The following is a 14,618-nucleotide window of genomic DNA, read 5'->3' as shown; positions in this document are numbered from 1 at the left end:
AGATATGACCTCCTAAGGGTTCGTTTAGCTGTTTACTGAAATAAACTCCAGTAAAATGGTTTTGTCCACACTAGCCAGCGGGATCGTCAGACGATCACCGTTTTTCAGTTCAAGACCGTTGCCTGTGTCTACAGCACGCCCGGATTTTTCAATCGTAATCTCCGGAGTGCTACGCACCACAATCCGATCCTGATTTGCTGGCGTGAACACGACCTTATCGGTTCCGGCAAATTCCGGCGCCAGTTGCAGCAACTGGTGTAAATTGAATTTGCCCCGGAAGGTGTTCAGCTTCTTATACTGCGGGTATGTCTTTTCGCCGGTATTTTCATCCCGGATTTCCAGTACGATCTGGCCGACAAAGCCACGATTAGCTTTTTTGACAGCCTTCCAGATGAAATATGCCGCTACCAGCAGAACGAGCAGTCCCACCCCTAAAAGAATGAGTGGCAGCAGCTTAGACTTCTCAGCAGGTGTCGTAGGCTGGGTTGTGCCAGTATTCGTACCACTCGCCGCCCCAGCTTTGGCGCTGATGGTTACAGGCTGCGTTTCACGGTAAAAGCTCTTCTCCTCTGCTCTGACGGTTAGTTCATAGTCATGCTCATCTGGAATCGTATAAGAGCCGGTAAAAGCATCCCCTGCGTTAGTTAGGGGCACTTCATTTGTTGTACCCGTATCAAGGTCTTTGACCTTCAGGACAGCATTCATATTCGCATACAATTCCTGATCCTGATACTGCTGGTTATTGCTCGTCAGATAGGAACGAATCTGTACCGTGTCACCTTTTTTGTATGATTTCGCAGGCGGCGCGTCCAGCTTCAATTCCAAATCATAGTTAAATACCAGATTAATATCAATCTTATCCTGCTGCACTCCCTTGACTTGAAGCTTCCAGTCGCCAGCCACAGGCTTGAGCAATTTAATCAACGAGTAGCTTTTCGACTTGGACAGCAGTACATCACTCGAAGGGATCGGCTTCGTATTGCCCAACGGGTCTATTAATCTCGCGTCCACTGGTTTCGAGGACATAATTGAAATATTGGCTTCCAGCACGCTATCGTTTGGTACGGTTACCGTAACGTCCTGATAGTCGCCGTTGGCCGTAATGGACTGCAAAGGCACCACTTTCAATTTCAGATTGCTGGCGAAAATTTCACTCAAAATGTTCGGCAGATCGTCCGCCGAGCTTGTAATAAAGGACTTGCCTCCCGTTTGCTGCGCGATGTCGGCGAGTTTATTCTTATTTAGCTTTCCATCTGCATTCAAACCGATGGTATAGATCGGCACACCGCTTTTTTTAGCCTCGGCTACAGCCTGCGCCATATCCTGAGTGGATTGGCTTTCAGTTCGACCTGTCGTCTTATTAAAATCGTTGTTACCATCAGCTAACATAACGATCATAGGCGCATGTCCGGCTGTTTTGCCATCCTGCAAAATACGGATCGCTTCCTTGACACCTACGGAGGTGTCAGTATACGCTCCCCGGTTCAGCCCGTCAATAAATGTCTTCAGTTCCTGCTTATCCGCTTCGGATGAAATATTAAGCAAGGCTTTCTCGCGTTGTACGACATCCGTATACGCTACAATCCCAACCTTGTCATTTTGCGTTGACAACATATCAATAAACATTTTCATGGCTTCATTGCCAATCTTCCCAGGATCACTGGTGTTCATCGAATTACTTACATCGACTACCAACACCGCATCCACTTTAGAAGCTGAGGGTGAAGCGGCATTGGCCGTCTGTGGCTGCCAGGCCGAAATCGAAGTCATGATCATTGTACATATGATTCCGATGACCAAAAACCATTTTCTGTCTCTACTAAACATCGCTTATACCCCTTTGCCGATTAATTCTCATTCTAAATTACAGTTGTACTCCACTACTATTAAATTATAATGAGTTTTACATGAACGCTAGCTGAAAATCCTGCCCGAGCGGCCTGAATGCGACCAAAAAGCCTATTATATCGCGAGATTTTACCAATATCCTGCAGTAATGATATAATTATACCCCAACAAGGGCAATCGGGCACCAGTCTTCTCCTTTATACGACAAAAATAACCCTAGCGAAACCCACTCATGTAAAACAGTAAAAATAAAAATCTAAGCAGAAAGAGGAAGTACACTATGATCTCATACGGATGTTTGGCGATTATGTTTCTTTTTGTCGCCATTAAATCACTAATTTACTATATACATAAAAAACGCGCCCCGTCGATTGCACAAATCGACACCGAGCTTCTTGCGCTGCTGAATCGGAGAAGTGAGCACAATGAATAGTTCCAAGCAGGCTGTGCAATTTCGCCCCTTTACCCGCACAGAGCATGCCTTCCAAAAGCTGAGAGTCTGCAAGCGTTGCGGACAATTCACCGCCCTTTGGGAAGAGAAATGTACAGCATGTGGTCGGGATACGCTGGTTCCTGTAGAGCAATATGCTAAACTCAGAGCCAAACGTTATTTTCATAAAGACCTTGCTGTCGGCATTGCGTTGCTGGCTGCTTCTATCTTTTTCGCTCACTCGTCACAGCAAATGCTACTGTGCGGTATCGTCGGTGCGTTTCTCCTCCTGCCCTTGGTCCTTCTACAGCACCGCATTGTTCTTTATGAACAGCGTAGGCAGCTTATACGCCTATTCAGAGGCCGTATAGGACAGATCCAGGAAGGATTGGGCGTGAATCATAAGAACGCAGTTGCCCTGCGGCAGCTTAGTGAGCGTGTCTGCTATGAAATGCTACGCGAGATTGCCGTACTCATTCACAATGATCGGATAAGGCTCCAGCAGGTCGCTTTGCTGCAATCTTTTGTTCTCCGCAAAGATATGGAATTAACGCTCGATCCTCTTCTGATCAAAAGCTTTGAACCCCTTATGGTCAGATACATTGGAGAGGTTGCCAGACTCAATCGTGAGCTGATTAAGGATCGGACATTCCGATATGTGGTTTTTTATGAGCGTCGTATTTTGGAAATGGCCGGGGGCGAAGATATTCTCGTTCGCGTAGCCAGCGCAGCAGTCCGTAAAAAACGCTACGTAGTCACCCATGCCGCTTTCATCTCCAGATATGTTCGGAAGCTACCAAAGGAACGAATCCAACGTTTATATCATATCATTCAGGAGAATCCGTTAGAACCCTTTGGAGATTTGGCCGATGAAGTGAAGATCATGTACCTGATGGAGCAGTATAAAAGCTGACTGCCATAATGCCCTTTTATATATGACGTATCCCAATCAATGAATCACTGCAATGAATCAGCAAAAAAAAACGTCAGGATCGCCAAGGGGAACGGGACTGACCCCATAACATGAGACAAATCAAAACACCTTCAAGAGACTCAAGCCATGTGTCGTAAGATATGGAGATAACCTTGGAGGTGTTTTTACGTTGGCAACGAGAGTGAGTTGCCCCTTAGAAATAAAGATAAAGGCTATTGAAATGAGATTGGCAGGAGTTTCGGTAAGAGAGGTTATGGAGCAGTTGGGAATACGGAATAAGACACAGAAAAAAACATGTATGAGGCGGTATCGAACAGGCGAAGTGCATCGTCTGGAGCAGCAAAATGGACCTAGTAAAAAAGTACAAGGAACTGGAAAGGAGGTGGAACCAGAAGTTCCCGTTGCTTGGATTGAGTCCATTCGAGACGAAGTGACGGTGTCTGAGGCTTGTACATGGCTCGGGATCGCAAGAGCGACCTACTACCGCTGGAAAGCAGCCGTGGAGACAGAGCGCACAGAAGCTGTGACGGAGAAAATCAGTAAGCTTTGCATCCGTTCCTCCTCGCGCTTCGAACTTGAACCAGCAACCCACACCCCCGCGAGAAAAGCCACTCCGATAAAAAAGAACTTCAAATATTGCTCAATGATGCTGAACATATTTGGCCACTGCTCCCCGATAAAATAGCCGATAAACTGCCGGACTCCAGGAATGAAGAAGCTAACCAGCAGCAATGGGCCCCCGTATTTGTCATAGTAGCGGTGCGTCTTCTCGACCAACTCCTGCTTGAGGAAGAGCCAGTGGCCGTAACGCTCGATCACATGCATACCTGCCTTGTAGCCAATCACATACGTGATGCTGACCCTATAATCGATCCCGTCAGGGCCATCACAATAGCCGACAGCCCATGAAGCACATCTTTAGAGGCTAAGAAACCGGTATGGGTCAAGGTGCTGTTGCCCGGCGGAACGGGAGCGCCATGAAGTCCAGCGGCAAGCCGATGAGCAAGACCAGGTATCCATATTCGTGAAATAATTGTTCAACTACCCCGATCAGGTCCATGAGCCTTCTCCCTCTTGTGCTGCAAAGTCCCGCCAGCCGAGACAAGCTTGTTTTGCGGCAAAATCAAATAAAAAAGTGCAAGAACCGCCAGTAAAGCAGCGCTGAGGCTAATGGCAGCAGCATTCGTATACTGGCTGGCTATCCATCCCCCGATGACCGGGCCAATCATAATACCGAGCCCTTCAATCCCGGAGAGTACTCCCCACCCGGTCCCCTTCTGATCCTCCGGAACAAGGTATGACAGCACCGCATTCCAGGCCGGAAGCACGGCTGAGTAAGACAATCCCAGCATAAAGGCAAACAGCATCGTTAATGCAGGCGGCGGCATGGATACGATTAACAGAGCCAATACGACCGTAAGCGATACGAAACCGGCGAACAGCATTTGCTTGTGCCCCCATTGATCGGCCAGCTTCCCCATCGGGACAAGAAACAGCATCGCGCCGGCCCCGCCTAATATGAGCATTAGCGAATATTGTGGCTGGCTCAGACCGAGATGGTCAGCGGCAAAACCGGGCAGTATCGGCAGCAGCAGTCCCGCGGCAGTCATCTGCAGGACCATACCTGGCAGCAGCCATTTCAGCTGAACGAGTCTTCTTCGCAGTCCTGCCGCTTGTTCGGCAAAGCTGACGTTCTGGAGATGCAAGGAGGTTGTTCTATTAATCCCGAACGATGCGATACAGCCGACGGCGAGCAGCGCAACCATCAGCCGGAAGGCAGGTTCGAAGCCATAATCGAAGGTGAGATTGATTGTGACCGGCCCCAGACCGATGCAGGCCAGCCACACAGTGTATATCGCCCCAATCTGGGCCGCCCGCTCCGTCAGCCGGATTTTCTCCAGACAAATCAGCCATATAGGCGACGCCCCCATCCCAAGCATCACGGAACCGACAACGAGCCCCCAGGCATACGGGCTAAAGAACACGACGGCTAGTCCGGACAGCATCAGGACGAAAGTGGTGGGCAGCAGCCAGCGCAGCGAAAACCTGTCCAGCAAATATCCAGCCACACATTTAATCAGCGTATCGGCTGTATAATGAAGTGAGACGGCAAGACCGACCAAAGCAACGGTTTGCCCCGACTCGTTGACGGCAAAGTTCGGCAGAAACGAGAACAAGAAAGCGCTTCGGACAAACTCTGTGCAAAAAAGCACCGTGAACAGCGTCAGAGTAGAAAGCTTGAACGCGCTCCTCCCGCTCATCATATTCCACCCCTTCTTAAGGGACTTGCCTCAGGAAACAAATGCCGGACAATATGGTCCGCAGACGTTTTCTGCCTTACTGCGAGCAGCCCGTTCATCATCGACTGCTTGATCGGCTCAGAGGAGATCATCGCTTGTATCTGCAACACCAGATCATGAATCGTAAAGGCCACGACTGCCGCTCCTTTGCGCTGCAAGTACAGGGCATTTTCCTTCTCCTGCCCCAGAAACGGATTTAGGATGAAAATCGGAACCCCGGCCTGAATCGTCTCGGATAGTGTAACGCCTCCCGCTTTCGTGATGACGCAGCAGGCGCTGCTCATTAGAACATGCAATTGATCGGTGAAGCCGAATACATCCACTCTTGCATCATCCTCCCAGCTCTCCGCAAGCCTCCGTCTCCATCCTTCCTGCCGGCTGCAAATCACTTGAATGCGGACGCCTGACAAGAGCAGCAGCTTCCCGATGAGCTTCGATAGCGAATGCAATGTGCCGCAGACGTTAGCCATAAGCAGAATCACATGCTCATCTGTTTCTTTAGCGGAGCCGGAACCGATCATTGCTGCATCATAAAATGACTCCCTGACCGGAATCCCGGTCACGGTAATACGACTCTCGGGGACGCCCTGCCTGACCATAGCCTCTTTCACGTCCCTGGTAGGGACAAAATAATGATCCGGCCTGGCGAACAGCCATCTTCGGTGAACGTCAAAGTCCGTTATGACAACCGCAGTCCGGGGACGAATCGCAGATAATGCCTCGCTGCTTGGCAAGCTGCCGAACGGGAATGTATAAATGATGACTTCCGGCTGGTACTGGAGGATGATTTTCTTGAGCCTGTCGCCGCCAAGACTGTTCATCCAGGCTGCGATCTTTCCCTTCATGGGAAGCTGGTTGGTCAGATGGTAGGTCCATCCGTAATAGGGAATGCCCAGGCTGGCTGCATACAGGCTTTGCCGGTACAGATAGCGGATTATTTTGTTCAGTACAGGATAAGCTTCCCGGAACAAGTCAACAACCGCCACCTGGCTATAACCATTGCGAATCAAGCTTTGCTGCAACACCTTGGACACCTGATGATGACCTTCTCCGTAATCGGCCGTTAAAATTAAAATTTGCGGTTCATGTCCCACTATTGTCACCTCATTTCACTTGTCAAGCCATTTCATCCAGACGAACGAATTGCAAGTTGCGTCCCTTTAATTGATGCAGTACTTCCTCCAGAGCCCGAAGCATAAAATATGGCGCGTGACGGTCCGCTCCCGGCGAATCTCCGCTGTCATGCAGCAAAATAACAGATCCGTCCGTAATTCCGTTCAGCAGCGTTGCCTTCAGCTTTTTGCGGCAGCTTCTGCTGCGCCAGTCCCCCGCCTTCAAGGACCAGAGTACGATGCGGTACGATTTGGGATGAAAGAAATCGAAAGCGTTCATGAGCCCCCACGGCGGACGATAGTGATCCGGCCTTTTTCCAATTATAGATTCAATAATATCTGCGGTCCGTTTCATATGATCACGCCGCACCGTCCAGGGAAGCATCAGCCAATTGGAGATGTGATTGTAATTGTGGATTCCAATCTGATGACCTTCACGGTCCATTCTTCTGATCAGGTCCGGGTGCAATTCCGCCTGCGAGCCAAGCACGAAGAATGTGGCCTTCACTTGATAATCCTGCAATAAATCCAATAATTCCGGTGTATACCTCGGATGCGGCCCATCGTCGAACGTGAACGCTACCTGGTTCTTGGTGGTTCCCTTACGAAAAGCTCCAAATCTGATGATTCGTGGCAGAAAACTTGGAATTAACATATACAGACTGATGAAGCCTATGAGCCCAATCAACAAATATTTAACAAGCAACGTCTTTATCCCCCTTAGTGAAAGTTAAGCTTAAGCATACTGCTGCAAGGAGCAAACCCATTTTTCTTCCTGTGTATCGTTCTGCATGCTCAGAATTTGCATGACCGCATGTCTGGCGGAATCCTGCTGTCTGCACAGCCCTGCTTTCTCCCTCATTTCTTCCAATAGGGAAGGCTGTTGAACCAGCCGCTGAAGCTGATCCTGCAAATTGTCAATCTGACATAGATAAGCTACTCCCGTTTGAATCAAATAATCGGCATTATCCTTTTCCTGCCCCAGCCGTGGCTCCAGCAGCAGCATGGGAAGCTGAAGCGCCAGCGCTTCGGAGGTCGTCAGTCCGCCCGGCTTGGTAATCAATACGTCTGCGGATGCCATCCATTCATGGATTCCCTCCAGGAAGCCTGTCAGCATGACGTTATCCCTGTCTCCCAACGCTTCTTGCAGGCGGTACAGCAGCTTCACATTGCGTCCGCATACGATAACAAATTGCACGTTAGGGGGAAAAGAGTCAGATTGCATTTGCTCGATGAAGGATTTATCGATAATCCCGCAGCCGCCGCCCATCACCAGCACGACAAAGGCGTCAAGACCCAAGGCCAGCTTCTCGCGCAGCCGGTCTTTATTGTCATGCTGACTGTAGGATGGGCGAACAGGGATGCCCGTTACAGCGATTTTGTGGTCAGCAACGCCTTTTCTCTGCAGAGCTGCACGCACGCCTTCAGAACCAACCAGATACAGATCCGTAGACGGATGTATCCAATAGCTGTGATCGGAATGGTCGGTAATGACTGTTGCCGCAGGCAGATCCGTCATCCCTTTTTCTTTAAGCAAAGAAATGGCGGCTGATGCCAGCGGGAACGTGCTGACAATCAACGTCGGCTGTTCCTCATTCAGAAGTTTGAGCAGCCGCTGCAGGCTGGTCGTGAGAAAATGCTTCAGGAAGAAAGTAAGTGTACTGTCCGTCCGGGTCTTCTGATACATATATCCGTATGAGGAAGGAAAATGCTTCACCCATTGCAGGAAGCAATACCGTTCAACCACATGCATGCGGGGATGGATCCATTGCATGAAGTCGACCACCTCTACTCCCTGTTTGTACAGCACCGATGCCTCCAAAATCGCCTTGGCCGCCTGCATATGTCCATCCCCGAGCGCGCCGGACAGAATCAGTAGCTTTTCCCGTTTCATGCTATTCATCAACAATCGCCTCCCTCGTGAAATTTAACTATGCATGAACAAAACAACCAGCACCGCCGTTAGGAATCCGACCATCCCACCAGCCACACAATCGATCGGATAGTGATAGCCCCAATAAACCCGGGATATGGCCACCAACAAGGCCAGACCAATCAAGACAAGCATAATTGCCGGCGATGAGGCCAACATAAAAGGTGTAACCAAGGCGAAAATAGCGGTTGTATGACCGGACGGGAAGGAATAATCCTTCAACGGGAATTTGCCTACCTTTACCTGCTCCAGCTTGCGGAAAGGCCGGTCTCTGCGCACCTTTTTCTTGATCAGGACAGCAACGATATGGCTAACGGCCAGTGCGATCAAGCTTTGCAGCCCGATTCTGCTGAACTCCCCCTCGACGAACCATGCCAAGGACACTGCGCAAATGATGGTAAATAAAGCTCCGCCCAAATGGGTAATCCATCCGAACAATCGGTCCAGAGCCCGGCTGCTCAGCCGATGGTTGCACCAGAAGAACATCGTTTGATCAATTCGCCTTATCCACTGCATCCTGCTTTCCACCTCCGTTCCCTGTTTTTTCGATTGACTGATGTTCATCCCTTATCTTCCTCCGATCAGACAGCTTCCGTATCAAGAACCATATTGCAGCAATCGCTACACCAACGCCCACCAGCATAATCGTGAGAACTTGGTTCACCATATTCTCTGCCGCGCGGCCACATATATAGAAGAGAAAACCGACTACATAAAACTTCACCGCTCGGCCAATGGCCGCGTAGCTGAGCAGCTTCCATAACGGATAATTCATGCATCCGGATAAAATCGTAAATATTTTAAACGGGATCGGAGTGAACGATCCGATCAGGATTGCGGCCTCGCCGCGGCGGGCAAATAAGTCGCTTGCCGAATCCAGCCATTTTTTCTTCATTACACCGCCCATAACATGCTTTCCCGACACCTTGCCGATCCCATAACCGATCGGTGTCCCAAGCAGACTTCCTGCAAAGCCAACCGTAGCGAGCCATAAAGCCGACTCCGGTTGCACCGCGCTTAAAGAAAGCTGCAGGAAGAACGCCGGGATGGGGAAAATAATCGCATCAAGCATAGCGTGAATGAAAAGTCCCGTCGCTCCGAAGTTCTGTAAAAATTCCATAATTTTATCCATGAATGCCTATCCCGCCTTTGTTACAGAGCATGATGAAAAATAGGTTGCCTCCGGGCGGTATGGGTTTCCACTCGCTGTGTTCCAACTCCATACCGCCCTCCAAGAACTTACTCACCACGCTCTTAGTTTCTTTTGTTTTAATTAATTGGAGCATGGTTTGGGTAGACATAACTCCTTTGAAATGGACTGCCTCTTCACCGTCATAAATCGGTTCCTCAACGAGCTGCGGGAGTGAATCAGCATCATCGGTATCAATTTTTCGGTCTTGCGGCCAATCCGCTTCTTGCCTTCAGGGTGCATGACGGATAACAATAATCGTAGATAAGCCGTTGTAATGCGTTGGAGCAGATCGGACTTCATCGGTTGTTGTTCGAAACCAAGACCATGTATCAAACCACGATGAAGCAGCGTAATGCCGACTAACGCCTTCACCTCTCTGAACTCCGGCTGACTTGCGAATGCCTCGCTGATCTGCTGCATGGATTTCCGTGTAAGCCGGGCCGCCACGAGCGCCGCGCGGTCTGAGTCTTCGGATTTGATCAGCGTCAGAATCGTTTCATTATTGAGATGGAGTTCCCCGACCAGATCGCCTTTATCGATGATGGTGGAGTCCGCACAGACGATGCTCTCCCCTCGGTGTTTCTTAATCATGACTTTGCAAATTCCAAAGTGCGATGTATGCGAGCCGCGAAAGCGTGAAATCCACTCGAACCCTCTTTCCCACACCATCCAGGCCGCCTGCATTGAAGATTTGCGTAAACGAAGAAACATTGATCCAACCATCCCTCATTCTTATTTTAATTGACAAATTTTATTGAAATTGTCAAACTGAAATGATATTTCTATGTGAATCTTGTCGATATTGGCAGCTTTATCGATAGCTTGATAAGTTGCCGTCTGACCCTCTGCGTGGACAGTTCCATCAGCCAGTGTACCCGCCAATATAGCTATCAAAGTAAGTGCTACTCCTTTTCGAATGGTGAATGATTTCATAACGCAATCGCTCCAATATTTTAGAATGTTGTTCTGCTTTACCCCTTCACCTTATCTCCAATATTGTTAAATCGAACAGTGATAAAACCGCCAAGCTTTTGATGACATCGTACTTGGTCCTGTCACATATACCGCATGACAAACTGTAAATTGTCTTATATGACGTGCTTGCTAGGCTACGTTTTAACCGCTGTTAGCCCACCCTCTTTCGCTTGGCGGATTGGGAAGTTATATTGCATGATAGGTCTGAATCATTCGAAAATTGATTTGCAAAAAAATATAAAAAGGTGTGCGTAATTCGTGTTCTCGATAATGAAAAAAAGGTTCTGGTATGATTGGATACTTGTAGCCATACGCACGCTTTGGCTAGTCATTATCGCGAGCGCTGGTTTTGTCAATCCGTCATTGACCGTTGTGTCGCTTTGGATTGTACTTTCTTTTGCTTTCGTCGTTTATCTCGTTCCATTAATCATCCTCTATAGGAAAGAAGACTGGTATCTCACAATCGAAATCACAGTAATGGGCTTTTTTATCTCTATTTAGCCTACGCAGCCCCGGGATTGCTTTGGTCTTTTGTTTTACTCACGATAGCTATCGGCTTGACGAGCAGTCGAAGAACCTATGTGTGGACAGGTATCCTTAGCGGAATCGTATTCGGATATTGAACGGTTGGATTGCTGCTCGTCTCCCGTATGAGTTTATCGCTAGCTGATCTATACCGACAGCTTGAAGCAAATTTTAGATCAACATGCTGATTTTAACGTCGTTGGTACAGCCGGGACGGGCGCGAAGCATTAGAACATTGTGATCCCTCCCAACCAGATATCGTGCTAATGGATATTCGTATGCAGGGAATGGACGGGATTGAAGCTTTACTAGAGATGAAACAACGATGGCCTAATATGAAGGTTTATTCATAACAACATTTAAGGATTCCTTGCAGGCAGCAACTACATTGGAACGCGGGGAAGAAGGCTACATGCTGAAGTCGATTCATCCGCGGGATATGAAGGAAGCCTTGAAACTTATTTAAAATGGAGGAACCTGGATCGACCAATCAGTCGCTACGCGAGTTTTTGAAGAGATGAAGTGTCAACGTGAGCAGTTGGAGAACATCGGATCAAGTCAGGGAAACTACCGTACGGGCTTACAAAACGCGAAATGGAGATTCTGAAGCATCTGTCGAGCGGGACTGAGCTACAAATCGATCGCCGTCAAGATATTTTTATCAGAGGGAACGATCCGCAATTACTGCTCGATTCTCTACTCGAAACTCGGCGTCAACAACCGCGAAGAAGCAATAGAAATGGCGCGAATGAAGAATATCGTGTAGCTGATGAATTTCCCGATGGTACTCACGATATAGGGGTCACATTCAGTTTTTGCTTCTTGTGCTTCCTGACTCCCTTGCTCTTCGACTTCTATGACTCGGCGGTAAAGAATCTGTTGGCGGGAGTTAACTATAGCAGAAACCGACATCCGCCCTCAAATAAAGGGCACGATGTCGGCTTTAAACTTAACGGCCAAACTCCTTATCGATTATTTTATTGTGAGCCAGCTCCACTTCCTGGGCTACCGAGTTGATGCACGTTACCAAAATATGCTGCCCGCCTAAAGATCCGAAGGCTCTCGATTCAAATCCGAAAGTACCGCCGGCATGCCCCCAGTATGATTGCCCGTCAGCTGTTTTTATTTCATAAATTCCTAGTCCGACTTTACCTATAGGTGAATCTACTGTCGTGAACATCTGGTCCATTATCTCTTGATTTAGAAGCTTTCCGCCCAACAGCGAACTAAAGAAGGTGGTCAAATCTTTGGTTGTTGAGACTATATCTCCGGCTGCATTTGCCCATGATTGACTCATTTCTGTTAGATCATACAAATGACCCGATCTGTCCATATTATATCCTGTGGCATGCTTACCTGGAATATTGTGACTATTTTCCATTACAAATGTCCCTGTCATTCCGAGCGGTTCGATCAACCGTTTCCTGATCTGCTCCGCATACGTATCTCCTGTTACCTTCTGAATAATTTGACCGGCTAGTATAGTATTCATGTTCGAATAGTTCCAGCCCTTCCCTGGCGCATATACAGGCGGCTTTGCTAGTCCCATGCTGATAAGCTCGTCGGACGAATAGTAACGGAATGGATTTTGAGGCAAGGTAATATCTCGAAAATCAAGATCAGTATAGCTCGCGAGCCCGCTTGTATGGTTCAACAACTGACGAATCGTAATTTTGTTGCCGTCATACCCATTACCCTTTATGACCCCTGGCAGCCATTTTTCGACCGAATCATCCAGGTTCAATTTTTTCTCCTGAGCCAACTGCAATACAACGGTAGCAGTGAATGTCTTCGTGATGCTTCCAATACGGAATGAAAAATCCGGCTCCACCGGGCGTGGCACTTCGAAACTGGCTGTACCCGTAGCGTAGGACCAGCGTTCCCCGTCCTGTAGCCCACCTGCCACGACACTTGGAACTCTTTTGTTGGTAACTACTTGATCCATGACGCGTTTAACTTCTTCCCGATGCTTTCTTTTCTTTTCTTTCTCGTTGAGTTCTTTTTTGGATTCTTTTGCGAACTCCGACGATAAAATATTGTCGGTGTTGACAGCTTTATCGATAGCTTGATAAGTTGCCGTCTGACCCTCTGCGTGGACAGTTCCATTAGCCAGTGTACCCGCCAATATAGCTACCAAAGTAAGTGCCACTCCTTTTCGAATGGTGAATGATTTCATAACGCAATCGCCCCTATTATTTTAGAATGTTGTTCTGCTTTACCCCCTCACCTTATCTCCAATATTGTTAAATCGAACAGTGATAAAACCGCCAAGCTTTTGATGACATCGTACTTGGACCTGTCACATATACCGCATGACAAACTGTAAACTGTCTTATATGACGTGCTTGCTAAGCTACGTTCTAACCGCTGTTAGCCCACCCTCTTTCGCTTGGCGGATCGAGAAGTTATATTGCATGATAGGTCTGAATCATTCGGAAATTCATTTGCAAAAAAAATATAAGAAGGTGTGCGTAATTCGTGTTCTCGATAATGAAAAAAAGAAATGAGATTGGCAGGAGTTCCAGTAAGAGAGGTTATGAAGCAGTTGGAATACGGAATAAGACACAGAAAAAAACATGGATGAGGCGGTATCGAAAAGGGGAAGTGCATCGTCTGAAGCAGTAATTGGACCTGCTAAAAAAGTACAAGGAAGTGGAAGGTGGAACCAGAAGTCGTCGTTGCCTGGATTGAATCCATTCGAGACGAAGTGTCAGTGTCTGAGGCTTGTTCATGGCTCGGGATCGCAAGAGCGACCTACTACCGCTGGAAGCAGCCGTGGAGACAGAGCACACAGAAGCTGTGGCGGAGAAAATCAGTGAGCTTTGCATCCGTCATAAATTTCGGTATGGTACCGGAAAACCGCACTCCTTCGGGCAGAGCAAAAAATGAATCACAAACGGGTTCAGCGGATGATGCAGCGTGATGGACTACAGTGCCGCGTGAGGATGAAGAAACGAAAGGTCACTGGGCAGCCCGCTCATCCAGCAGAAAATCTACTAAAGCGGCAATTCCATGCCGAAGCGCCCCTGCAAAAGCTCGTCACAGACATCACCTATTTGAATACGCTGAATCAACTTCCAAAACTGACAAAAATGCTGCTTCATAACGACCAGGGAAGCGTATATCCGTCACACCGCTTATCAAGCAGCAGTAATGAGAAAAGGCATGACCATGAGCATGTTCCGTAAAGGAACGCCCGCTGATCATGCCCCCACCGAATCGTTTCATTCCACCTTAAAGTCTGAAACGTTCTACCTTGAAGATCTCATCTATACAACGACTGGCTGCCTAAACTTGAAAGGTGTTTTGATCCCCGTCTCACAAACAGGGGTCAGTCCCAAGGTGCATCAAGACGTTTTTTTAATATGG

Annotated in this window: 13 protein-coding genes and 2 pseudogenes; 4 read left to right on the top strand and 11 right to left on the bottom strand. The window is 48.2% G+C overall.

All coding sequences use genetic code 11. The annotated features are described in order from the left end of the window. Positions 1-24 precede the first annotated feature (24 nt). Positions 25-1,827 (bottom strand): vWA domain-containing protein, encoded by a 1,803-nt coding sequence (locus tag ACUC6J_RS10835; RefSeq protein ID WP_447250167.1) that lies wholly within the window; start codon positions 1,825-1,827, stop codon positions 25-27. A 301-nt stretch (positions 1,828-2,128) separates the two neighbouring features. Here ACUC6J_RS10835 and ACUC6J_RS10830 point away from each other — a divergent pair, with 301 nt between their 5' ends. Further along, on the top strand, positions 2,129-2,281 hold the full coding sequence (locus ACUC6J_RS10830; protein ID WP_017428401.1) for a hypothetical protein: 153 nt from the start codon (positions 2,129-2,131) through the stop codon (positions 2,279-2,281). Beyond that, positions 2,274-3,191 (top strand): hypothetical protein, encoded by a 918-nt coding sequence (locus ACUC6J_RS10825; RefSeq protein ID WP_019687097.1) that lies wholly within the window; start codon positions 2,274-2,276, stop codon positions 3,189-3,191. Before ACUC6J_RS10830 ends, ACUC6J_RS10825 begins: the two co-directional genes overlap by 8 nt. A 501-nt stretch (positions 3,192-3,692) precedes the next feature. Here ACUC6J_RS10825 and ACUC6J_RS10820 read toward each other — a convergent pair. The 9 genes from ACUC6J_RS10820 to ACUC6J_RS10780 all read right to left on the bottom strand — a co-directional run bounded on the left by ACUC6J_RS10820 (position 3,693) and on the right by ACUC6J_RS10780 (position 10,682). Then, positions 3,693-4,058, bottom strand: coding sequence for a DedA family protein (locus tag ACUC6J_RS10820; protein ID WP_447250166.1), 366 nt, complete (start codon positions 4,056-4,058; stop codon positions 3,693-3,695). Positions 4,059-4,249: 191 nt separating this feature from the next. After that, on the bottom strand, positions 4,250-5,473 hold the full coding sequence (locus tag ACUC6J_RS10815) for an MFS transporter (RefSeq protein ID WP_330721435.1): 1,224 nt from the start codon (positions 5,471-5,473) through the stop codon (positions 4,250-4,252). Next, the gene (locus ACUC6J_RS10810) at positions 5,473-6,606 is read right to left on the bottom strand and encodes an MGDG synthase family glycosyltransferase (protein WP_447250165.1); all 1,134 of its coding nucleotides are present in this window, start codon (positions 6,604-6,606) and stop codon (positions 5,473-5,475) included. Before ACUC6J_RS10810 ends, ACUC6J_RS10815 begins: the two co-directional genes overlap by 1 nt. A 22-nt stretch (positions 6,607-6,628) precedes the next feature. Next, positions 6,629-7,330, bottom strand: a complete 702-nt coding sequence (locus ACUC6J_RS10805) for a polysaccharide deacetylase family protein (RefSeq protein ID WP_290409204.1) — start codon at positions 7,328-7,330, stop codon at positions 6,629-6,631. A gap of 30 nt (positions 7,331-7,360) precedes the next feature. Continuing rightward, positions 7,361-8,527: an MGDG synthase family glycosyltransferase gene (locus ACUC6J_RS10800; RefSeq protein WP_290409203.1), complete on the bottom strand. Its 1,167-nt coding sequence runs from the start codon at positions 8,525-8,527 to the stop codon at positions 7,361-7,363. Between the two features lie 24 nt (positions 8,528-8,551). After that, the gene (locus ACUC6J_RS10795; RefSeq protein ID WP_447250164.1) at positions 8,552-9,073 is read right to left on the bottom strand and encodes a phosphatase PAP2 family protein; all 522 of its coding nucleotides are present in this window, start codon (positions 9,071-9,073) and stop codon (positions 8,552-8,554) included. After that, positions 9,051-9,689: a YqaA family protein gene (locus tag ACUC6J_RS10790; protein WP_447250163.1), complete on the bottom strand. Its 639-nt coding sequence runs from the start codon at positions 9,687-9,689 to the stop codon at positions 9,051-9,053. The genes ACUC6J_RS10795 and ACUC6J_RS10790 overlap by 23 nt, the downstream gene beginning before the upstream one ends. A 141-nt stretch (positions 9,690-9,830) precedes the next feature. After that, positions 9,831-10,460: a YkoP family protein gene (locus tag ACUC6J_RS10785; RefSeq protein WP_045243810.1), complete on the bottom strand. Its 630-nt coding sequence runs from the start codon at positions 10,458-10,460 to the stop codon at positions 9,831-9,833. Between the two features lie 21 nt (positions 10,461-10,481). Further along, positions 10,482-10,682 carry a hypothetical protein gene (locus ACUC6J_RS10780; RefSeq protein WP_045243811.1) on the bottom strand — a complete coding sequence of 67 codons (201 nt, stop codon included), beginning with the start codon at positions 10,680-10,682 and terminating at the stop codon, positions 10,482-10,484. A 300-nt stretch (positions 10,683-10,982) separates the two neighbouring features. Here ACUC6J_RS10780 and ACUC6J_RS10775 point away from each other — a divergent pair. Then, a pseudogene (locus ACUC6J_RS10775) lies at positions 10,983-12,015 on the top strand (response regulator transcription factor). 183 nt (positions 12,016-12,198) lie between these two features. Here ACUC6J_RS10775 and ACUC6J_RS10770 read toward each other — a convergent pair. Then, positions 12,199-13,425, bottom strand: coding sequence for a serine hydrolase domain-containing protein (locus ACUC6J_RS10770; protein ID WP_447250162.1), 1,227 nt, complete (start codon positions 13,423-13,425; stop codon positions 12,199-12,201). A gap of 632 nt (positions 13,426-14,057) precedes the next feature. On the opposite strand from ACUC6J_RS10770, the pseudogene ACUC6J_RS10765 reads away from it, so the two are divergent. Further along, positions 14,058-14,531: pseudogene (locus ACUC6J_RS10765) on the top strand (IS3 family transposase); the annotation flags it as partial. Between the last annotated feature and the right edge of the window lie 87 nt (positions 14,532-14,618).

Source organism: Paenibacillus sp. JJ1683 (assembly GCF_053006485.1).
The sequence above is the reverse complement of the archived record's forward strand: the minus strand, read 5'-3'. Positions and strand labels throughout refer to the sequence as shown.